The sequence below is a fragment of the Akkermansia sp. N21169 genome (assembly GCF_029854675.1).
In the GTDB taxonomy this organism is placed as follows: Bacteria; Verrucomicrobiota; Verrucomicrobiia; order Verrucomicrobiales; family Akkermansiaceae; genus Akkermansia.
Genome location: NZ_JARWNC010000032.1, coordinates 94,932 through 117,428 on the forward strand (window position 1 = coordinate 94,932; position 22,497 = coordinate 117,428).

At 50.9% G+C, this 22,497-nt stretch carries 14 protein-coding genes; 7 read left to right on the plus strand and 7 right to left on the minus strand.

The window, feature by feature from the left end:
• Positions 1 to 272 precede the first annotated feature (272 nt).
• On the plus strand, positions 273 to 1,721 hold the full coding sequence (locus QET40_RS03880; RefSeq protein ID WP_280125869.1) for an alpha-L-fucosidase: 1,449 nt from the start codon (positions 273 to 275) through the stop codon (positions 1,719 to 1,721).
• Between the two features lie 82 nt (positions 1,722 to 1,803).
• Here the strand turns inward: QET40_RS03880 and kdpC are convergent, their stop codons facing one another.
• The 6 genes from kdpC to QET40_RS03910 form a co-directional block, all read right to left on the minus strand.
• Positions 1,804 to 2,364: a potassium-transporting ATPase subunit KdpC gene (gene kdpC, locus QET40_RS03885; protein ID WP_280125870.1), complete on the minus strand. Its 561-nt coding sequence runs from the start codon at positions 2,362 to 2,364 to the stop codon at positions 1,804 to 1,806.
• A 35-nt stretch (positions 2,365 to 2,399) separates the two neighbouring features.
• Positions 2,400 to 4,508, minus strand: a complete 2,109-nt coding sequence (gene kdpB, locus QET40_RS03890; protein ID WP_280125871.1) for a potassium-transporting ATPase subunit KdpB — start codon at positions 4,506 to 4,508, stop codon at positions 2,400 to 2,402.
• Positions 4,509 to 4,535: 27 nt separating this feature from the next.
• Positions 4,536 to 6,239: a potassium-transporting ATPase subunit KdpA gene (kdpA, locus tag QET40_RS03895; protein WP_280125872.1), complete on the minus strand. Its 1,704-nt coding sequence runs from the start codon at positions 6,237 to 6,239 to the stop codon at positions 4,536 to 4,538.
• Positions 6,240 to 6,386: 147 nt separating this feature from the next.
• Positions 6,387 to 8,372: a hypothetical protein gene (locus QET40_RS03900; RefSeq protein WP_280125873.1), complete on the minus strand. Its 1,986-nt coding sequence runs from the start codon at positions 8,370 to 8,372 to the stop codon at positions 6,387 to 6,389.
• A 194-nt stretch (positions 8,373 to 8,566) separates the two neighbouring features.
• On the minus strand, positions 8,567 to 9,256 hold the full coding sequence (locus QET40_RS03905; RefSeq protein WP_280125874.1) for a response regulator: 690 nt from the start codon (positions 9,254 to 9,256) through the stop codon (positions 8,567 to 8,569).
• 24 nt (positions 9,257 to 9,280) lie between these two features.
• Complete coding sequence (locus QET40_RS03910; protein ID WP_280125875.1) at positions 9,281 to 11,959, minus strand: sensor histidine kinase KdpD; 2,679 nt, start codon at positions 11,957 to 11,959, stop codon at positions 9,281 to 9,283.
• A 256-nt stretch (positions 11,960 to 12,215) separates the two neighbouring features.
• Between QET40_RS03910 and QET40_RS03915 the strand changes: the two genes are divergently transcribed.
• From QET40_RS03915 to QET40_RS03930, 4 genes are all read left to right on the plus strand, one after another.
• On the plus strand, positions 12,216 to 14,069 hold the full coding sequence (locus QET40_RS03915; RefSeq protein ID WP_345783052.1) for a sugar-binding domain-containing protein: 1,854 nt from the start codon (positions 12,216 to 12,218) through the stop codon (positions 14,067 to 14,069).
• A 267-nt stretch (positions 14,070 to 14,336) separates the two neighbouring features.
• A complete protein-coding gene (locus QET40_RS03920; RefSeq protein WP_280125877.1) occupies positions 14,337 to 16,400 on the plus strand; it encodes a discoidin domain-containing protein in 2,064 nt (687 codons plus the stop codon).
• A 25-nt stretch (positions 16,401 to 16,425) separates the two neighbouring features.
• Entirely contained in the window at positions 16,426 to 17,634 is a 1,209-nt protein-coding gene (locus tag QET40_RS03925) for a hypothetical protein (RefSeq protein ID WP_280125878.1), read from the plus strand.
• Between the two features lie 400 nt (positions 17,635 to 18,034).
• Entirely contained in the window at positions 18,035 to 18,241 is a 207-nt protein-coding gene (locus QET40_RS03930; RefSeq protein WP_280125879.1) for a hypothetical protein, read from the plus strand.
• Positions 18,242 to 18,625: 384 nt separating this feature from the next.
• Here the strand turns inward: QET40_RS03930 and QET40_RS03935 are convergent, their stop codons facing one another.
• Positions 18,626 to 19,411, minus strand: coding sequence for an MBL fold metallo-hydrolase (locus tag QET40_RS03935; protein ID WP_280125880.1), 786 nt, complete (start codon positions 19,409 to 19,411; stop codon positions 18,626 to 18,628).
• 54 nt (positions 19,412 to 19,465) lie between these two features.
• On the opposite strand from QET40_RS03935, the gene recN reads away from it, so the two are divergent.
• Together recN and dnaN are read left to right on the plus strand one after the other, a co-directional pair.
• On the plus strand, positions 19,466 to 21,118 hold the full coding sequence (gene recN / locus QET40_RS03940; protein WP_280125881.1) for a DNA repair protein RecN: 1,653 nt from the start codon (positions 19,466 to 19,468) through the stop codon (positions 21,116 to 21,118).
• 139 nt (positions 21,119 to 21,257) lie between these two features.
• Positions 21,258 to 22,355 carry a DNA polymerase III subunit beta gene (gene dnaN, locus QET40_RS03945; RefSeq protein ID WP_280125882.1) on the plus strand — a complete coding sequence of 366 codons (1,098 nt, stop codon included), beginning with the start codon at positions 21,258 to 21,260 and terminating at the stop codon, positions 22,353 to 22,355.
• The last annotated feature ends 142 nt before the right edge of the window (positions 22,356 to 22,497 follow it).

Consider the following 22,497-nt stretch of genomic DNA (forward strand, 5'->3'; position numbering starts at 1 on the left):
AGAGTCAACGACCATCTCAGTCTTAGCTCAAAAGAAAATAACAGGAACAAACGACCACGAATCACGTTATTTCTTTCAATGTCATATCATTACAAATGATGTCCATCGTACAATTTGAAACGAAATGAATCTTTCCGGTAAAAATTCATTGTCAAATGGAATTCTTCCGGCAATTATTCCCACGACAGAAAATTCGATAGCATAATGTACAAGCCATACATCACGTCTTGATAACACTATGTATCGAATGATCCAAAATACACAGTATCAACATGAAAAATATTCTCTTATCTCTTGCTCTTACACTGGCTCTGATGCCTTTCGACGGCTATGCCAAGCCAGCGCCTCCCAAACAGAGAGTGGAACTCAAGCATGGTTCCCACCGCACTGGCATGCGCACCGATGCCGACATGCAACAGTGGCGCGATTCCGGCTTGGGACAGTTCATCCACTGGGGGGTTTACGCTGTACCGGGCGGTCACTGGAACGGGAAAGTCTTCGGCGGCGCCGGAGAATGGATCCGCGTCTGGAATGAAATTCCCCACGACGTGTACGACAATTTTTACAAACAATTCAATCCCACCGAATTCGATGCAGCCAAGTGGGCGAAGCTCGCCAAGGAAATGGGAGTGAAGTACATGATCTTCACCACCAAACACCACGATGGTTTCTGCATGTGGCCTAGTAAATACACGGACTATACCATTGCCAATTCTCCGTACAAAAAGGATATCGTCAAGGAATTGGTCGATGCCTACACGAAGGAAGGTATCGACGTTCATCTCTACTTCTCCATTATTGACTGGAACCACAAGGGTTACATGTCCGGCACCCCGAAAACGCCGGAACAAAAGGCCGCCTACGAGGAATTCAAGAAGTTTACCCGCAATCAACTTTTCGAATTGCTGGAAAAATATCCCGAAACGAAAGGATTGTGGTTCGATGGTTCCTGGGATGCTTCCTGGAAGAGTGAATATGCCTGGGTCGACCAACTCGGCCAAGACCTGCGCAAGGCCAAACCGGGACTGATTATCGGCAGCCGTTTCCGCGCCGACGAAAACGGCAAACGCCACTACGACACTAATGGCGACCTCATCGACGACTATGACCAAACCTGGGAACGCGACCTCCCGGAAACTTACGACCAAGTGAAGGGTGTGGACTGGGATTGCTGCATGACGGTTCCCGAAAACGGCTGGGGTTATCATGCCACTTGGCTCACCTACGCCAAAAACAGTTACGATCTGATCGACATGATCATGCATGCCAATTCCATGGACGGCAACTTCGTCCTTAACTTCGGACCCGATGCCAAGGGCAATATCCGCCCAGAAGAAACGAAACTCGCCAAAGAAATAGGCGCATGGATGAAGGTCAACGGAGAAGCCGTTTACGGTGCGCATCATGCTAACCTAAAGCCCCAAGGCTGGGGTTACTACACTCAGAAGGAAGGTAAAACCTACCTTTCCGTCTTCAACCGTCCAATAGACAACCGGGTGAAGGTCGTCCTGCCCGGCAGCAAGGGAGCTCCCGAAAAAGCCTACCTTCTGGATGGTAAGACTCCTCTTGAAATCCTGCCCGGCGGCAAGAACAAAAGGAATGAAAACATCTACTACATCGCCATTCCACAGGATTACAAGACTGACAAGCCTTTCGTCATCGTTCTCGAAGGCGAAATCAAGGGAAGTAACAAGGGCAAGTACCAGCAGGCTTTGACTTAAAATATCCTTCTCCGAATCCATAGGAAAGGCGGTTCTTCCATGCTATTGGAAGAGAGCCGCCTTTCTCATTGATACAAAAAAGTTAGTTAAGCGCATCCAAGGCCAGGTTCAACATGAGGACATTGACTCCGTCCTCTCCCAGAAAACCGCCGGAAACCGTGTTTTGCCGTATCAGCTCTCGGACTTTACAGGAGGAAAGACGGCGAGCCTTCGCCACGCGTTCGACCTGAAATTCGGCTGCCGCCGGGGAAATATGCGGATCCAATCCGCTACCGGAGGCAAACAGGAGATCGGAAGGAACAGGAGTCCCCGACGGAAATCCATGGGATTTCCACAAAAATTCCCTCCGTTCCTCAACGATCTTTTTCAATTCGGCAGAACTCCAGGACAGATTACTCGCCCCCGACGGAAGCGTCGCATAATCCGCTGCCGATGGACGCGGCCAGAAATAATTCTCTCCGGTGACAGGTTGGGCTACCAATTCGGAACCGACCAAACGACCGTCTTTTGCCTGCAGCATGCTTCCACGCGCTTCACGAGGAAACAAAGCTAATCCCAACCCTGTAACAAGCAGAGGGTAGACCAGGCCGGTTACGATAGCCAGGGCGAGAAACAGTCTCAGATTATTGCATTTCAATTTCATAATATTCAAATAGTTCGAGTTTTTCAGGGAAAAGATCAGACCAAGTGGATGGCGTTGATCAGGACATCTATCGCTTTAATGCCGATGAATGGAACGATCAGTCCGCCTACACCGTATACCAGAATATTACGACGAAGCAGGGAGTCCGCCGTTGCCGGTTTGTAACCAACGCCACGTAACGCTAGGGGAATCAGAGCCACAATAATCAAAGCATTAAAAATTACCGCGCTCAGGATGGCGCTTTCCGGAGAGGCAAGCCCCATCAAATTCAGCCCGGCAAGAGGCCCTTCCTTCCCCCCTACCGTGATGTAAAGACCAGCAAAAATAGCGGGAATAATCGCAAAATATTTGGCCACGTCATTGGCAAATGAAAACGTCGTCAAAGCTCCGCGTGTAATCAGCATCTGTTTGCCTATTTCCACAATTTCAATAAGTTTTGTCGGATTGCTATCCAAATCCACCATATTGCCGGCTTCCCGGGCGGCTTGTGTGCCGGTGTTCATGGTGACCCCGACATCAGCCTGGGCCAGAGCGGGAGCATCGTTGGTACCATCTCCCGTCATGGCAACAAGATGTCCGGCTGCCTGTTCGTCACGAATGCGCTGGAGTTTCATTTCCGGCGTAGCTTCAGCCATAAAATCGTCAACACCAGCTTCGGCAGCGATCGATGCAGCCGTCAGGGGATTATCGCCTGTCACCATGACTGTACGAATACCCATTTCGCGGAGGTGGGCGAAACGTTCCTTGATTCCGCCCTTGACCACATCTTTCAGATAAACAACTCCAAGCACATCTGCATTCTCGGCAACTACGAGCGGAGTGCCTCCAAAGCCAGCTATTTGTTCCACATGGAACCTGACTGCTTCCGGGAAATGCCCGCCTTGTTCCCGTACCCAGGTATCAATACTGTCCGCCGCTCCCTTTCGGATAGCAATTGTTGGTTGCCCTTCTCCGGCAGCAACATTGACTCCGCTCATGCGGGTCAAAGCTGTGAATGGAACGAATTCCGTCTGGCGGGAAGCAACTTCACGTCCCCGAATACCGAATTTCTTTTTGGCAAGAACAACGATGCTGCGGCCTTCAGGCGTTTCATCCGCCAGAGAAGCCAATTGAGCAGCCCGGGCCAAATGATCGGGTTCAATCCCGGGAGCGGGGATAAAATCCTCCGCCATGCGATTACCCAGCGTAATAGTGCCCGTTTTGTCCAGCAACAAGACATCAATGTCCCCGGCTGCCTCTACGGCACGACCCGATGTTGCCAGTACGTTCCGGCGGACAAGACGGTCAATACCACTAATTCCGATGGCACTCAACAACCCGCCTATCGTCGTCGGAATCAGGCAAATCAACAGGGAAACGAGTACGGGAATACTCAAATTGCCGGATGCTCCGAATCCGGCAGCTTTCGCTTCATTTTCGATTAATCCGGCCATAGCCGGCAAGGTACAAATAACCACAATAAAAACGCAGCTCAAAGCGACAAGCAAAATGCCCAAGGCAATTTCATTCGGCGTTTTCTGACGATTGGCTCCTTCGACCATGGAGATCATGCGATCAAGAAAGGAATGACCAGGCTCCGCCGTTACCCGGATGATAATGGAGTCACTGATGACTTTAGTACCTCCCGTGACGGCACTACGATCACCTCCGCTTTCACGGATGACCGGAGCAGATTCTCCCGTAATGGCAGATTCGTCCACACTGGCAATCCCCTCAATCACTTCACCGTCCGCCGGAATGGTATCTCCGGCTTCACAAATGACCCGCTGATCTTTTTTCAATGTATCGGCTGGAACAATCTCCTCCGTTACACCGTTGAGCAGCCTTGCATTAACGTGCGTTCGCATCTTTTTCAGTGCATCGGCCTGGGCTCGTCCGCGCCCCTCTGCCAGAGCTTCGGCAAAGTTGGCAAATAGGACGGTAAACCACAACCATAACGTAATTTGCAATGTGAATCCGAAGGATTCTCCGGAAACCGCCTCGCGAATCAGAACTACCGTCGTTGCCAGTGCACCAAGAGCCGTTATAAAAATGACAGGGTTCCTGATCAAAATATCTGGGTTGAATTTACACAGGGCATCAAACAAAGCGCGACGCATCATGGTCCCACTCATCCAAGAACTGTTTTTTGGTTTGTCAGACATATAAATAAAATTTTGATAGATAGATTATTATAAAGATATTCCGCTTGAGAGAAGCAAGTGTTCCAGAATCGGTCCCAACGCCAGCGCCGGAAAGAATGTCAGAGCCCCAACAATAAACACCACGGCAATCAACAGGACGAGAAACAGGCCGTTGTCGGTTCGCATCGTCCCCATAGCTTGGGGAACAACTTTCTTGGCAGCCATGCTTCCTGCAACAATCAACACAGGGATGATCGCTCCGAAGCGCCCCAAGAACATGGCCAGTCCGCCTAACAGACTATAAAACGGAGTACTCCCCACTCCGAGGCCGGCAAAGGCGCTGCCGTTGTTATTGGCCTGGGAACCGAAGCAATAGAGGATTTCGCTCAAGCCGTGAGGACCATGGTTCAGGATCCCGGCCCGGCCGACATCCGCGCCGGCGGCAATCCCGGACATCAGCAAAACGGTCACGCCCGTCACCAAAATCCCCACCATCGCCCAGCGGACTTCACGAGCTTCAATCTTTTTGCCAAGGAACTCAGGCGTTCTTCCTACCATTAACCCGCAGAGGAATACGGTAACAATGGCAAAAAGAAGCATGCCGTATAAACCACACCCAACACCGCCAAAGATAATCTCGCCCAGTAACATATTGAACAAAGCCACACCTCCTGCAATCGGGGACATGCTGTCGTGCATGCAGTTGACGGCACCTGTGGAAGTTACCGTTGTTGCTACGGAAAAAAGCGAACTATTGGTAATACCGAATCGAACCTCTTTGCCTTCCATCATGGAAACTCCCTGTCCATAAATGGGATTGACAGAATGTTCCGCCCACAACGATAACGCAGACATGCCGATAAACATCACCATCATGGCAGCAAAAATGATCCATCCCTGTTTTTTATTGCCGATCATAACGCCAAACGCATAGGGACATGCACAGGAAATGAGAAGGAGACCGGCTACTTCGAGTAAATTGGACAGAGGAGTCGGGTTTTCAAAAGGATGACAGCTGTTATTACCGAAAAAACCGCCTCCGTTCGTCCCGAGATGCTTGATGGCAATCTGCGAGGCAGCGGGACCATGAGGAATACTTTGTTCAATACCGTTCAATCCTACAACCTGAGTCGGACCATCCAGGCACTGGGGAACACCTTGAGAGATCAGGGCAAGAGCCAATACCAGCGCTAACGGTAACAGGATATAAAGAGTCGTACGGGTTACATCCGACCAGAAATTACCGATAGAAGAGCTTTCCCTGCTCTTCAATCCGCGGATCATTGCCGCCATGACGGCAATACCGGTTGCCGCGCTCAAGAAATTCTGGACACACATCCCCGTCATCTGCGACAGGTAGCTGACTCCCTCTGGGCCTTCTCCGGAATAAAACTGCCAGTTTGTATTCGTCATGAAGCTGACGGCCGTATTCACGGCAATATCCCAGCGCATGTTGGCAGCCCCCCCCGGATTCAAGGGAAGCCATCCCTGCACGAGCAGCGTGGCGAGTAACACGCCGAAACCCGCCATATTGAACAAGAACACGGACCAGGCATATTCCTTCCAGCCCATCCGTTGTCCGGGATCAACACCCGCCACTTTATAAATGCCGCGTTCCAACGGACCTAACAAACGGGAAAGTATCGTTTGTTCCCCTGTCAGAACCTTCGCTATCCAGCTCCCCAGAACGGGGGCGGCAGAGACCAGTATCCCGAAAAACAGGATGATAATAAACAAGTCATGTGAAGACATGCCTTCACCATACCCATAAAAAATATTTCAGGTAGTTAACTGCTTCCTTCTTACCATTAAGAAAAAATTAATTTCCTTGCAGAATCGCCGTAATTCGCCCGAGGGAAGGTCAGGTTCCCCTGTTTGGCATAACTCTCGCCGGAATGGTTATAACTGCGGCTGTGACAGGATATTTTGTGTCTCCTTTGTCGTGCCGGAGATGATCCAAATGGGATCGGCCTTTCTGAAACCGTGATAGGCAGACTCAAGAATGTCTTCCGACGCCACCTTGTCGCCGCTTGCGCGTTCGAGAACATTGAGGAAAATTCTCCCTCCCTCTTCCGAGATGCTCATCAAGGCACTAGTGTCTCCATGTTTCTTCTGGTAGTCGTGGAAAGCTCGAATCGTTTTCCAGAATGTATCCCCGCCGACATTGCAAACCGCCAGCGTGCGGGATGGTACTTCGGAAAAATCAAAGGCTTGTTCCAGCATGGCATTCCACAAGGAAGTATTACCGCCACGCTTGCCGGGCAGAGCAAGCATCATCACGGATGACTTCGTATCCGCCCGTCCGTCAACACAGACAAAATACCCATGCCCCAAATCGAGCCAATCGGCTCCAGCGGGAGATTTGAGCACCCACAGTTTCTCCCCGGCCTGATTGGAAAAAGCCATTTCCTTGATTCCCTCACTTGTGGTACCCGTCCAGGTGGCTGTGATCGGGGCTTCATCCGCCGTGGTGATGCTCATAGAGCCCGTACCACGATCCGGGATTTTCAGGAACTTGATGGTAGAGGCACCTTCCTGAAGTGCTTTTTCGTAATTTCCTTGGGTTGCAGCATTGGGGTTGCCGATGTTCACCAAAGCACTTGTCCACAAGCCATTCCCTGGGGCACCCTTTTTAATGACCGGAGCCACAGTTACACTCAACTCCAAATCTCCGCCCGGTGGAAAAATACGAACATCGCTGAGTCCATAAATCGATGATGCCTCCAGACTTTCCCCGGATTTCAGCACACGTGCGCCATCTACTCCTTGAATTCCACAGCCCAATTCCATCAGTTGTTCCGTCTTTTCATTGCTGTCTGCCTCTTTCCAGACATACCGGAATACCGCATTTTCCCCCCATGTTGCAGGCAAGGCAATATCGTAACCGCTTTTATTAGTCAAAGTCACTCGTAACCCGAAGGAATATCCGAATGGATCTCCGCTGTCATACGGTTCCAGTGAAACTGCCAAAGCGGCGTTGGGATCTTCCTGCGGCGCCGGATAAACCTTGCTGCACGCACCGTCTCGCCCAAGCATCCAGATTTCATCTCCGACAATGAGTTTATCTCCCCGTGTTCCATTCAACCCCAGCTTGGTCTCATATTCCGTTTTGCCCGTTCTGAGATTCAAAATGGAAAGTCGACTGCTCCACCGCGACCAGGCGATATTGACAAGTCTGTCGTTATCCATCCATTCCGCTCCCGACAAATCATCCGATGAAATCTTCCATTCCGACAAATCCAGTTGTGTGCATTCTCCCGTCGCCGGGCGAATCATCCATGCTCCGGCCTCGTAGCCGTCATCCTTCGTTTTGTTGGGAATGCCGCCCAAAGCCACAATCCATCCCTCTGGGTTTTCCGTAGCAGTTACCATGCTAAAAACCACATTTTCAGGTCCTTTCCACGGGACAGGCTGTCTATCTTCCTTGCGATCCAGGAAAAAATAAGGACGCCCAAACCGGCTGGCCATTGCCATATTCATCGCGATATGGAAGCATGCACTGTCGGAATCCATGACAACATAACGGCCTGTTTTCGACTGCGGCTCCTTGTCCTGGTTGGGGAAGGTTTTCATTTCCTCAATCAGGCGGGATGGCGATTGCAACCTCTTGCGTATAAATGGGCGGACGGGATTATCAGTCCATTGGAATCCATCAAATCCATGGGCAAACTCCTTTTTGTTCTGCTCACCGTCATAACCCGATTCCGGATAGACGGAATACCCGATGTAGTCAGGCGACTCAGGAGTCAGGCAACGGACAGAAAACAGTTGCCCATCCTTGGCTGTGTACGCTTTTTTTTCAACCCATGGGACAGACTCTACCGCATGGGAGGACACACCGATGCAAATGCTCAGACATAGAATCAATAACCCGACGGATTTCATGGGATAAAATAGATGTTGGATTTCTCGTTAACAACTTTCGTGTAATGAAATAGAATAACTCCACAAGAGGGAGCAACACCTACTCTTTCACATGCTGCTGGAACAATCCATGATCTAGGATTTCCAGCACGGGAATTCAACTCAAATCGAGAAAACGTACGTTTTTCCCCTGCCCTATTCCCACAGGAATAACATCACTCCGCAGCAATTCTGTATCCTAATCCGGATTCTGCCCGAATGATGCGGCGGGCAGGATCGGTATCTCCGATTTTCTGACGAAGATGAGCTAAATGGACCCGCAGGTAGTGCGTGTCTTCCTCATGGTTGGGACCCCAGATTTCACGAAGAATCTGCCTGTGAGTCAATACTTTGCCACGGTGAACGAGAAGAAGTCGCAAAATGTCGTATTCCTTCTGGGTCAAGTGGACTTCTTCTCCGTTCATCGTCACACGGTGTGCGGCAAGATCAACGACGACAGAACCTAATTTGAATGCCGTCGGTTCCGGGCCATGTGATACGCGGCGAAGCATTACCCGCAACCGTGCCAACAGTTCACCGCTCCCAAAGGGTTTAGTCAAGTAATCATCCGCACCGGCATCCAGGGCCTTGATTTTGTCTTCTTCCTGATCCCAGGCCGTCAAAATCAGAATTGGTACTTGAGTCCATTCCCTGAGACGGTCAAGGACTTCCAGCCCGGATATATCGGGCAATCCCAGATCAAGAATGACAGCGTCGGGACGCTTTAGAGCGATTTCATTCAGTCCGAGAGTACCATTCTCGCATTCACGGACTCGGTACCCGGCTCCGGTCAGCGTAAGGAAGAGTAGCCGGCGGATCTGGCGTTCATCATCAATAACAAGTATTTCAGGCTGGTAATCGCTCATGGCAAAGAAATGCGGGAAAGGAGTCTATTTAGGTTCAGAAGGGAATTCCTCCCAGGGAAGAGATAGACGGAAACACGCACCTCCCTCACGGGGACTATGGAGGGAAACCATACCTTTTTGCACTTCCATGAAACCCTTGACGATAGAAAGACCCAGTCCGAGACCGCCGGGACGTCCACTCCGAAACCGATCAAAAATGTGTTCAGCCATCCGTGAGTCTATACCCGGGCCTGCGTCACAGACCTCCAGTACGAACTCCCTGCGCGATCTGTCGATCCCGGCGGAAACGTCGATTGGCGTTCCGGGCGGGGTATGGATGCAAGCATTGATCAGGAGATTGACCAAAGCCTGTTCCATCAAAGAAAAGTCGGCTCGGACCAGTGGTAATTCGTCTGAGGCCAGAATACGGGTCGGATGACCGCGACGCACCTCTTCCGTTGCTTCCATGGCACATTCGAGGATGTCTCCCACATCACACCAATCCATTTTCGGCAGGAGGGCTCCCGATTCTATACGTGTAACATCCAAAAGGTTTCTAACCAAGTGCCGGAGGCGACGGGCGGCAATTCCCGCTTCGGAACAAAGCTGGATGGCCTCATCCGAAACTTCGGAGGAGTGGGAAGAAAGGCTCTCCTGCAATTTTTCACTCACTCCCTCTATGACGGCCAATGGAGTTTTGAATTCATGAGAAACGCTGTCCAACAAGGCACGGTGCAACTTGTCCGATTCCTCCATCAGACGGGCACGTGCCTGTATAGCCTGCAATTGTTCCCGTTCAATCGCCATTGCCAGTTGAGAGGCCATGTTTTCGATCAAATCCCGCTGAGCGACACTGAGGTGTTCGTCCGCGTCGGCCAAGATACCAAGAACTCCCATGCAGACCTCCCCGCTGAGCATTGGAATATAGAATCCGCGGGAGCTGGGCAGGGTTTCCGTAAAACGCCCCGCGCTTCTGCGGTTTTTGTAGCACCAATCCGCTACGCTGAATTCCTTGCCGTCCACCTTGTAGGTGTCCGCACCGGACTTCAAAGCGAGTCTTCCCTCGGAACCAATAGTAAAAATAGCCATCTTGGCACCGAAGATCTGATGGATCTGTATGATAGCGCTTTGGACGATGTCATCCATGCTACGGGCGGTTGAAACAGCACGGGAGAAAAGAAACAAGGCATTCGTCCGCGTTTCGCGTTCGCTCTCCATGCGTTCCTTGGAACGAAGACGCGAAGTCAACCTGCCTGTCGTTGCCGCGACGATGAAGAACAGAATGAACATCATCACGTCCTCCACCCGGTCGATCCGGAAAGTCATGTGGGGAGGGATAAACAATAAGTCCCAGAGCACCGCACTTAACGCCGCCGCCAGGAAAATAGGCATCGGACCAATAAAAAATCCCAGTACGACAACCATGCACAAATACAAAAAAGCCGGAGCAAAATATCCGAGGTGTATGGCTGCCAGCCAACCGATCAGTGTCATCAACAGCACAGCGGCCAACGCCATACCGCTCTCTTTGACGTCAGACGGTTCCGGGCGATACCAGCTGCGCCAGCGCATCCTGCGCGTCCTGGGCTCCGCCGGGACGACATAAATATCAATCAAACCGCTTCCTCGAACAAGTTTATCTACCAATGTGGGGCGATGCCAAAAACCGAACAAGGGATCCTGCCGCGGTTTACCGACGACAATTTGGCTGACATTACGCAAATGAGCCATCCTCAACAGGGTCTCCGGAATATCCTTGCCCGGCATGACGACGACTTCGGCTCCCAGTCCACGAGCCAATTCCAGGTTGGAGTCGAGTCTCCCTTGGTTTTCCTGTGAGAGTTCCTCCCCGGTATCGACATAGATTGCTATCCACGGAGCATCCAGAGCATATGCCATCCGCCGCGTCCAACGCACCAGCCGGGTAGAAAAAGGACTGGGTCCCACAGCAACCATCAAGCGCTCACCGCTACGCCAGACCATTGACCGCTGCATCCCCGTGCGCACGGATTTCAACTCATGATCCACTCGCTCGGCGGTCATGCGCAGAGCGAGTTCCCGCAAAGCCGTCAAGTTGCTTTCACGAAAGAAATTCTGCATGGCGGCCGTGGCGCGATCGGGAACATACACCTTGCCCTCCTCCAGGCGGGTCAGAAGCTGGGAAGGGGTGATGTCCACGAGCTGGATGCAATCCGCTCCGGTCAGGACAGAATCCGGGACGGTTTCATGGACAGTCACTCCCGTAATGTCACGGACGGTATCGGCCCTGCTTTCCAAATGCTGGACATTCAGCGTCGTATACACGTCAATACCGTGCCCGAGCAATTCCTCAACATCCTGAAAGCGCTTGACATGGCGGCAGCCGGGAGCATTGGTATGAGCCAGCTCGTCGATCAGGATCAATGAGGGGTTACGAAGCAAAGCAGCTTCCAAATCAAATTCCTCCAGTTCCGTTCCGCGATACTCGATACGACGACGCGGAATGACAGGCAGATCGCCAAGTAGATTCTGGGTTTCTTTCCTGCCATGCGTTTCCACGATTCCGATGACCACATCAACGCCACGTGCCCTTTCAGCAGAGGCGGCTTCCAGCATGGCATAAGTCTTACCGACACCCGGAGCCATCCCGAAAAACACTTTTAACTTGCCGCGCCTGTCCCGAGCCTCGGCTTCCTGAATGGAAGCAAGCAATTCGTCCGGGGTACTTTTGTAATCGTCTTTCATAATGTCCGGGCAGCCCTATTGAGGTATGGAAACGCCGGGAGAAGTCCCCCCCGTCGCCGGGCTTGCGCCCATTCCGGCACAAACGATGCCATACCATAAACTACTCCGCTTTTTCGATAACACATGCAAGAGAGTCATACCAGTCAAGGAAAAGCCGGAATCCGCTAAGATTTCATTAAATTCCCCTGGTAAATGCCGGAAAACAGAACGTTTTTGTGAAAGGCTCCGACAAACAACCGCGTACAACTCGCATATGATGAAAACTCTTTCCCTTTGCTTCCTGTCCCTGTGCTGCACGGCAGCAACTGCTTTAGCCGTGCCACGGGCCGAGTATCCAAGGCCGCAGTTCGAACGCAATACATGGAACAATCTCAATGGCGAGTGGACGTTTACGTTTGATTTCAGCGGATCCGGCCTGGAACGGGAATTCTTCAAAACCAAAGGATTCGACCAGAAAATAACTGTTCCCTTCTGCCCGGAAAGCAAGTTGTCGGGAGTGGAGTTCAAGGACTTCATCAACAATATGTGGTATCATAGGCACGTCTCTATCCCGAAGGACTGGGACGGAAAAAAAATCCTGTTGAATTTCGGCGCCGTCTACTACAAGGCGGAGGTCTTCATCGATGGAACATTCGCCGGACGCCACATCGGAGGTTCATCCTCGTTCTCCGTGGACATTACCCCCTTTGTCAAACCGGGTGATTCCCACGACCTCGTCGTCTATGCGACCAGCGACTTGCGCAGCGCCAAACAGGGCTCCGGCAAGCAAGCCCTCCAGTATTCTTCCTACGGGTGCAATTACACGCGCACAACGGGAATCTGGCAGACGGTGTGGATGGAACCCGTAGCGCCGGAAGGGTTGCAATCCGTCCAGATCATCCCGGATATCGACCAGAAACAACTTATCGTCCGTCCCAGCTTTTATAAGACATGCGGCGGTTCTTTCCGGGCCATACTCAAGGAAGGAGACCGTGTCGTCGCAGAACAAACCGTCACCGCAAGCCCGTTCTCCACAGTTGTACTGCCCGTCCCGGACATGAAGACATGGAGTCCCGAATCCCCGTTCCTGTACGACACCGTATACCAGGTCCTCGACAAAACGGGCAAGATCGTTGACGAAGTGAAAGGCTACGCCGGCATGCGCAAAATACATGTCGAGGGCAACAAGATCTATTTGAACAATAAACCCTATTACCAGCGCCTCGTGCTTGACCAGGGATTCTATCCGGACGGAATCTGGACAGCCCCTTCCGACGAAGCCCTCAAAAAGGATATCGAACTCTCCAAATCCGCCGGATTCAATGGCGCGCGCCTCCATCAAAAAGTCTTCGAAGAACGTTTCCACTACTGGGCCGACAAGCTCGGTTACCTCACTTGGGGAGAATCCCCCAGTTGGGGCATGGATGCCAATGATATCGAAACCGCCCGCAATTTCATCCCGGAATGGACGGAAGTGGTCGAACGCGACCGCAATCATCCTTCCATCGTCGTCTGGACCGCATTGAATGAGGAATTCTGGCCGGATCGCATCCAATACCCTCGCTTTGTAGAAGATCTGTACAAATTCACCAAACTTGCTGACCCGACGCGCCCATTCCATGACGCCAGCGGAGGTTCGCATATCAAGACGGATATCTGGACCGTCCATCACTATGAACAGGATCCCGCCAAACTTGCCAAAGCCCTCTTTGACGGAAATAAATTTTTCTCTCCCGCAAGGCATGAAATCCACCTCCCCTCGATGAATATCGGCTTCAACGGCCTGAAGTTCGCTGACCAATATACTTTCCCGGACTATGACGGCAACATGCCTTACCTTGTCGACGAATTCGGTGGCATCAAGTGGAGCGATGCCCCCCAGGACCAGAAGAAATCCTGGGGATATGGCCAAGCCCCCAAGGATCTGAATGATTTTTATTCCCGTCTGGAAGGCCAGGTAAACGGCATTCTGGGATTGTCCGACCATGTCTGGGGTTATTGCTACACCCAGTTGACGGACGTCGAACAAGAACAAAACGGCATCTACAAGTATGACCGGACACCCAAGTTCGATATGGGAAAAATCAAAGCTATCTTCGGCAAAAATCCAAAATTTACTCGACAAAATTAATTCTGTGAAGGCTTTTGTCCAACAAACTGCACCTTAACAGAAAGGCCACATTTCCAAAATAATCATTGAATTACATAAATTATGAAGGAATTAACTATCATTACACTGGCAATATCTCTTTCCTTTCCTTTGAATGGAATTGCGGAAAACCAGACCAAAGATCTGCTCTCTTTTTCTCAAAACAAATTTCTACTACAACAGGGGCAATTCAAAGCCCTTGAACAATCACTCCAGGAAGTTATCCGAAAAGCCGTCACAAACAAATGCGTGGAATCTATTCTTTCTGATGAAAAACTCATGCATCTGGTAACAGCCGCTGAATTGATCCGCATCACCGGAGCGGAACACATGGATGCGCTTTTCGCCAAGAACAAGAAATACGCACGATTCCTGTCCACTTTCTTGCAGGATCCCGAATGGATGCAGCTCTACCTGCGGGCAGGCCTCGTGCCTACCGATACAGAAGTAGGGCTGCGAGTTCTGGGAGATATCTGGAATGCAGACGGCCAATCAAAGGATTTCAGACAATACCTTCCCTTGGCAACGGGCATTGCTTCTTCCTGGGGTGCCGGCCGAAACCACACAAGGCTCCAATTGTCAGAACACCATCCTGCGAAAGGCAAAAAAACCAATCCTGTTTGGCGGTATAATTTCTTCAAAACATCCTACAAGAACAACAAGCTTCACCCCAACTTCATGAAGCTCCAGCCTTGGGAAATCCGTTTCATCGTAGCTCATGCTATTGACGATGTCTCTTTCCAATATTGCCAAGACAACATCTATATACCCTGGAATCAATACACGGGTGCTTGCTGGTTTGCCAATTACAAGGGTGGGTCCGACTTCGGGGATAGTATTCACAATGGTCTTTTATTCTATGCTCCCTGCAGCAGTGAAATCGGAGCCGCTCAAAAAACAGTTGAACAAGGTGGCGTTTGCGGTGCTCTTTCCACTATGGCGGTTATCGCCTGCGCCGCCCGCGGCATCCCAGCTTATGCCGTTGGCCAACCTGGGCATTGTGCCTACGGTTTCCGTTTGGAACGCGGCAAGTGGCAGGGAGGATTTGGTGGCCCTCTGGGGGGCATGAAGGAATACATTTTCTTCGAAGGAAATGACCCAATCTCACGCGAATTGATGGAAGCCGTTTTCGCAGATGACAACAATGTTGTCCAGTCTTACCGCGAAGCCTCGCTGGCTCGCGTATTAACAGCCATGGGTGAAGATAAATTCGCCCATATCGCCTGGGAAAAAGCAATCAAGACAGCTCCCCTGAATGCCTTTTTCAGACAGGATTTCCAGCAGTTCGTTCAGGACCGTAACCTGTTCACCCAGCAACAGTGGTTTGACTATGCCCGGTCCCTTCTCAAGAGTTTCAAAGGACACGGTTTTGCCGCCATGGAAATTCTGAAATCTGTAGAACCCCAATTCCTAGCAGAACAAAACACTCAAGCTAAGTTGGACTATTTCGCGGATGTTCATAAAATCCTAGCTACCACGCCAATGGCTTGGTCTATCGATCCTACCTGGATTTTTGATGCGGAAGCAAATTTCCTCAACGATCCGGTTGCCAACGGAAAACTTTTCTCTCTCGCTTTGAAAGAATATTTCTATACGGGAGACGGAGCCCTCTTTGGTTCCATGTTAAACTGGGGGGTGAAAAATCTCGTTGAACAGGGTATGAGTGAAATTTTCAATTATGCTTTTAAAGAAGCCGTTACCGCCGGCCCCGGCACGGGAGAATCTACTGTCCAAGGAGAAACTCACAAAACAGATGAAAAAGCCTTAGGAAATGCCTATGGACAAGCCATTGCAGGTGCAGAAAAAGCCCGTTCTAAGGAAGCCTTCCTCATGCTGAACAAATACGCCGCTCCATTCCGTAAACAGGAAAGTGGCCCCTCTTCGAAGCAATTAGATTGCCCGCCCGGCACTTTGGCTTCTAAAGGTGGATTTACCATTCCTTCTTCCAGTAACCGGAGAAGAGACAGGCCCTGCGAACACGCGAATGTTTTAACGGAAGAAGCCGGATTTTTCTGTACAAACGAAGAAGATAACCCACACATCGTAATCGAACTTCCCGCTTCCATCAAAATGTCAGGCGTTCTCATCGTCAAAGCTCGCAATAATCAGGAGGTCATGAAAAACATTAAAGTCAGTCGTTCCACAGACGGTGCCACTTGGTTTGAAGTCGCCGCGACAAACGATATGCCCTACCAATGGAAAATCGAAACTCCGGATGCTCCGGATACCCGCTGGATCAAAGTTGAATCTACTAACCCGGACAAGACCTACTTGATGCTGCGCAACATCCTCGTCTTCAAAAAAAACGCTTAATGACTTATAACCAAGGATTCAATCTGTGAAAATCAATCTCTTAACTCAAGTTATCGCCGCTTTTCTTCTGACCTGTATCGCAAGTGCTACCGATATCCTTCCCTATCTGGAAGCTTTCGAAAAAGCAAAAACGGAAAAGAAATCCATCATCGTCCTCTCGGACGGTTCCGACTGGATGCCCAATTCCCCGGAAATCCGGAAAGCCTACCAGAAACTCGTTGAAGGTTCTTCTCTGGACGACAAAGTCATCTGGGCTATCAAGGACGACAAATCGAACATGACGGAAGAAGAAGAACGAGCTGCCAAGGACCTTCCTTCTCCTCCCCTCAAAGTCTGGTTCTTCCCCGGACTGCAGATTGTCGATACTGAAGGGCGAGGCGTTTTTCTAATGCAAAAATTGACCCCTCAGCAAATTGCTCAAGCAGGGGCTGCATTGCAAAAAGCCGTCCAGTCACTTGAAAAACGTGACCAGTATTGGGCACAAGCCGCTAAAATAAAAGGTCCTCAAGCGGCCGAACTGCTTGCCAAGGGACTGGAACTAATGCCTTCTTACGCCTTGGCCTACCGTCCTTACAACGCGATCCTCGACCGTCTGAAAAAGGAAGATCCAGAAGACAAGAAAGGATACTATCTCCGTTTTACCTTTAATTCCTCTGGATTCCTCAGTAGAGAAATCAATCCTTTGCTCAAAGAAAAGAAGTATAAGGAAGCCTACGCTTTGGTCGACAAACTCCTCCAGTCCCCTGGATTGACCAAGGATCAGAGACAACATGCTTCTATTGCCAAATGGCGTATCGCCCAAGCGGAAGGGAACCGTGACAAAGCATTACAGTATCTTAAACAAACCGCAAATATGAATCTGAAAACCAGATTTGGCCAAGACTGTCTCCGTTTATACAATTTCTACACACAGCCTATCTATCTCCCCTCTCTGCGCTGGTTCGACATAGACATTCGTCCCGACTGGACTCTCACCTTTGTCAAAGTTGGTAGTGCCATTAAGGGAGCAGGAACTTATGAAATTAAATTTGAACAGCTGGACAGCAAAACTCGTTTCCGTAATCTGGCATTCAAATCGGGTAAACAAACTCTAGCCTCTATCAAAGATAACAAGGAAGGATATACCTTCGAACTGACATTGACCAGTAAAACTCCTTCGAACATCGTTCTCGAATTTGAATCGCGCGGTTCTGAACATGGAGCAGGAAAAATTATCATCACTAAAAAATCCTGATCAGAGTCTTTACTCATTCAGATTTACAAACGCTCATAGTACTTTAACATGCCTATGACCATTTTTGAGTATGGATTTCTCAGACTCTAAGGCTTTTTCTTGACAACTGAACCAAAAAGTTCCATAAAAAGAACTCCATTCCAATTTTATAAAGCCCCCATCCTTGGAAAATTCGCTTTAGTGCCGTTTACCCAATTGATAGCACTTCCTTTCAGTATTTAGATAACATCAATATTTCCTGGGATCAATATGGGAATTCCTGTTGGTTAGCTAGTTATAAAATTTTTCAGATTTAGGTGAAAGTATTCACAACCCCATGTTCTTCATTCCATGCGGTACAGAAATGGGATTGGCCTAGCAAGGCGTCGAATGGGGTGGTATTTGCGGTAAACTTTCCATTATGGGATCCATTGCCTGTGCCACCCGAGGCATCCCGGCCTACGGTATTGGCCAACCGGAGTACTGTGCTTATGCTTTCCGCATGGAACACGGCAAGTGGAAGGGTTGTTTCGGTGGCCCGATTGGAGTTAGAGATATGAAGGAATATATCTTCTTCGATGGTAACGATCCCATCCCTCGCGATTTGATGGAAGCTGTTTTTCACTGATGATAACAATGTTGCCCAGTCTTACCGTGAAGCCTCGCTAGCCCTCATCAGGGAAGACAAACTTGCCCGCGCTGCCTGGGAAAAAACGATCAAAACAGTTCCTCTAAATGCTTTTTCAGGGAGGATTTCCAGCAATTCGTACTAGATCGTAACTTGTTCGCTCCAGAACAATGGTTTGATTATGCGCGGTGCCTCCTCAAGGATTTTAAATGAACCTACATACTTGACTATACACCTTCAGGTACCGTCCACGAATTCGAAGCTTGTTCCGAAAGCGGAGGAGAAATCCTCATCACCAAAAAATCCTGATCTCCTTCCCTTGTTTTTTTCTTTGTAAACAGTCACAATTCTGATTGAAAATCACGCTGTTTCGTTCGTCACCAATCAATAAATCTCAATTTTCATGCCGTCATAGGCAGGCATGACGTGAGGAGAAAGCTGCCCGGAGAGTTCCTCATAATCAAAATCGTGTGAGATATGGGTCAAATATCCGGATTTTGGCTGTACCTGGTTCATAATCTCCAGATTTTCCTCCAGCGACAAATGTGTTGGGTGATCCAATCTTTTCAGGCAATCCAGAATCAAAACATCAAGATCTTTCAATAGTTCCATGGAACTTGCAGGAATGGATTTGACGTCGCAGATGTAACCAACACGCTTCCCGGAGTACTGGAAGACATATCCGTTTGTTTGAACATTACCATGTAACACCGGTACGGGGATCACGCTGATAGAGCCTATGCGGAATTCCCTTTGAACCGGACGCGCATCAGGACGGACATATCCCTGATAGGTATTGTCCGGAGAAAAGGCCCAAGGGTACATGGTCTGAAGTACTTGCAAAGTCTCTGGCGATGCGTACAAGGGTAAACGTTCTTCCCGGCACCAACAGAAGGCTCGTAAATCGTCAAATCCGGCTACGTGATCCAAGTGACAATGCGTGTATATGACAGCATCGATCGAGGAAATATTTTCACGTAGTGCCTGCTGGCGCAGATCCGGTGTAGAATCGACAAGAATTCTCGTATCCGCACAATCAAGCAAAATGGAAGAACGGAGTCTCTTGTTCCGCCCATCACTCGACCGACAAATCCGGCATTGACATCCAATTAAAGGAACTCCAGTTGAAGTACCCGTACCGAGAAATAGAAGTTGAAGTCCTGATGTCATGGATTGCGTTTCGCGTAGAACATGCCATAATACCACCCGGATCAAAAGCCCGTAATGCTCACCTTCCTCAAAATCCAGAATTTGGCCCTCGTCGACCAGCTCCTTTGGGAGCCTGGTGAAGGATTCTCGTGCATCACCGGGGAAACCGGCGCCGGCAAATCCGTCCTCATCGGAGCCATCCGCCTCGTCCTAGGTGAACGCGCCGATAAATCGATGATCCGCACCGGAGAACAGTCCTGCACGGTAGAGGCCCTCTTCAATCTCCAGGCGGATTCCCCCGTTCATGCCCTGCTGGAGCAATGCGGCCTGCCCGCCTGCGAGGACGGCGTACTCACGGTCCGGCGCATACTTTCCCCCTCGGCCACACGCCAGTTCATCAACGACAGCCCCAGCACGACAGCTTTCCTGAAGGAAGTCGGCGAACAGCTCGTCGACATGCACGGTCCCAACGACAACCGTTCCCTCATCTCACGGGAAAGGCAACTCTCCCTCCTTGATGCCTATGGAGAACACACGGACTCCCTCGCCGCTTACGAACACGTATGGCAGGAATGGCAGAAAGCCATCCGCGACTACCAGGAACTTTCCCGCGCCGAGGAAGCCACCGAACTCGAAATCGAACTCCTCCGCCACCAGATTCAGGAAATCGAAGATGCCGCGTTCACTGCCGAAGAAGTGGAAACCCTCGAAGAACGCTGGCAGCGTGCACGCAACGCCTCCAAACTCCGCGATGCCTCGGCTCGCATGGCCCTCCTCCTCGGTGGAAACGAATCCTCGCTTCTCACACAGTTTCATGAACTCGTCAAAGCCGGGCACGATCTGGAACGACTCGACCCCTCAACGGAATCCTGGCTCGCCTCCCTCAACCTCATCGATGTCGAAATCCGGGAACTGGAAGCCAACCTCGACAACTACGCAGGCAATCTTTCCTGCGATCCCGCCGAAATGATTGCTTTGGAAGAACGCATCGGGCTTCTGGAAAACCTGAAACGCAAGTACGGCAACTCCTTCGACGGCATCACCGCCCACCTCGAACAGTCCCTGGCCCGCCTCGACCGCATCGAACACCGCTCCGAACGCCTCGAAATCCTTCGGGAAACCGTAAACGAACTCAAAAAACAAGTTGACCGGGCCGCCGTCAAACTTCGCCTCGACCGCAAAAAGGCAGCCCCCAGGCTCGCCGCCGACATCGCGCGCAACCTCCGCGAGCTCGGCTTCCGGCAGGCCGTCGTCCAAATCGAACTCCCCGAACGCCAGGAACCGGGCCCGCATGGCACGGAAGACGCGGAATTCCTCTTCGGCCCCAACCCCGGAGAGCCGGCCAAACCGCTGCGCGTCATTGCCTCCAGCGGAGAACTCGCACGCATCATGCTCGCCATTAAAAGCGCTCTGGCGGACCGCGACTCCACCCCATTGCTCGTATTCGATGAAATCGACTCCAATGTCGGCGGAGAAATCGCCCGTGCCGTTGGACTCAAAATGCGCGATCTCGGGAAAAAACACCAAGTCATTTCCATCACCCACTTCCCTCAAGTGGCCGGCCTCGCCGCCAGCCATTTCCTCGTCGAAAAAGCCGTCGTCAAAAACAGGTCGATCTCCCGTCTCAGGGAAGTCGCCGGCGACGAACGCGTCTCCGAGCTCGTCCGGATGCTCGGCGGAGGCGGAAACGTTGCCAGAGCCCACGCGAAAACACTCCTCAAAATATAGAAAGAAAAACCCTTGAATACAATATATTGTATGACTTTTTAAAAATCGTGCAAAATGTTCGATTCCAAGGAGTTTTTTCCTTGATGAAGCGAGTGGGCCATGGCAAAATCCGGATTCGAAAGAAAGAAAGACTCGCCCCATGAAATTCAGCATAGCCAAAGACGTCTTCCTTGACGGACTCAACCAAGTCGTAAGCGTGGTTTCCTCCAGGACCACTCTTCCCATCCTGTCCAACGTCCTGATGCAAACGGAAAACGGCCAGGTGCGCTTTACCGCCACCGACCTGGACGTCTGCATCACGGGTGTCGTTCCAGCCAATATCCTGCGCGAAGGCGCCGTCACCCTGCCGGCCAAAAAGCTCCTGAGCATTATCCGCGAACTTCCCGCCGCGGAAGTCCAGGTAGATGTCAACACGAAGAACCAGGCCTCCGTGGAATGCAGCCGCTCCCAATTCAAACTCAACGGCCTTCCCGCCGACGAGTTCCCAAACCTCCCCTCCTTTGAAGACGCGGTGGAATTCACCGTGGAACAAAACATCCTGCGCGAAGGTATCCGCCGCACGGAATACGCCATCTCCACCGACACCACACGTTATGTACTCAACGGCATCTCCATGTCCTTCAAGGACGGTAAGATGACTCTTGTCGCCACGGATGGCCGCCGCCTCGCCATGGTGGAAAATGAACTGGACTTCCCGGAATCCCAGCAGACGGAATCCATCCTGCCCACCAAGGCCGTCGGCGAACTCCGCCGCCTGCTCAACGATGTCGGCGAAGTCAAAATCCGTTTCACGCATAACCAGGCAGCCTTCGAGATTAATGACACTCTGTTGATCAGCAAACTCATCGACGGCAACTATCCGAACTTCCGCCAGGTCATTCCTTCCGACTACAAGGAACGCATCGAACTGCCCTGTTCCGAACTCCTGGAAACCGTCCGCCGTGTCTCCCTGCTCTCTGCAGACAAGAGCAACAACGTCAAACTCACCTTCTCGACGGACGAATTGGAAGTTACCTCGCTGGCCGAAGGTATCGGGGAAGCCCATGAATGCCTCACAATCGATTACAAGGGTCGCCAAATGTCCATCTCCTTCAATCCGGACTTCCTGATGGCCCCTCTCAAAACGATGTCGGAAGACACCATCAGTCTTTACCTCATCGACGAAATGAGTCCTGGAGTCCTCCGTTCCGGCGGGGAATTCCTCTACGTTCTCATGCCCATGCGCTCCCCGAACTAAAACGCGGGAAGGCCAAGGAAAAATACACCCTTTATCCCTCCAATCCCCCGGATGCCAGCCAATGGTTCCGGGGGATTTTTATCCGTATGTGTCACATAAAAGAACGACACATCACTATCTGTATCGGAACGGACACACGATA

What these genes read in the sequence shown, in the direction of transcription:
- QET40_RS03880 (WP_280125869.1), top strand. Translation starts at nt 273, where the DNA reads ATGAAAAATATTCTCTTATCTCTTGCTCTTACACTGGCTCTGATGCCT.
- kdpC (WP_280125870.1), bottom strand. Translation starts at nt 2,364, where the DNA reads ATGAAATTGAAATGCAATAATCTGAGACTGTTTCTCGCCCTGGCTATC.
- kdpB (WP_280125871.1), bottom strand. Translation starts at nt 4,508, where the DNA reads ATGTCTGACAAACCAAAAAACAGTTCTTGGATGAGTGGGACCATGATG.
- kdpA (WP_280125872.1), bottom strand. Translation starts at nt 6,239, where the DNA reads ATGTCTTCACATGACTTGTTTATTATCATCCTGTTTTTCGGGATACTG.
- QET40_RS03900 (WP_280125873.1), bottom strand. Translation starts at nt 8,372, where the DNA reads ATGAAATCCGTCGGGTTATTGATTCTATGTCTGAGCATTTGCATCGGT.
- QET40_RS03905 (WP_280125874.1), bottom strand. Translation starts at nt 9,256, where the DNA reads ATGAGCGATTACCAGCCTGAAATACTTGTTATTGATGATGAACGCCAG.
- QET40_RS03910 (WP_280125875.1), bottom strand. Translation starts at nt 11,959, where the DNA reads ATGAAAGACGATTACAAAAGTACCCCGGACGAATTGCTTGCTTCCATT.
- QET40_RS03915 (WP_345783052.1), top strand. Translation starts at nt 12,216, where the DNA reads ATGAAAACTCTTTCCCTTTGCTTCCTGTCCCTGTGCTGCACGGCAGCA.
- QET40_RS03930 (WP_280125879.1), top strand. Translation starts at nt 18,035, where the DNA reads ATGGGATCCATTGCCTGTGCCACCCGAGGCATCCCGGCCTACGGTATT.
- QET40_RS03935 (WP_280125880.1), bottom strand. Translation starts at nt 19,411, where the DNA reads ATGACATCAGGACTTCAACTTCTATTTCTCGGTACGGGTACTTCAACT.
- recN (WP_280125881.1), top strand. Translation starts at nt 19,466, where the DNA reads ATGCTCACCTTCCTCAAAATCCAGAATTTGGCCCTCGTCGACCAGCTC.
- dnaN (WP_280125882.1), top strand. Translation starts at nt 21,258, where the DNA reads ATGAAATTCAGCATAGCCAAAGACGTCTTCCTTGACGGACTCAACCAA.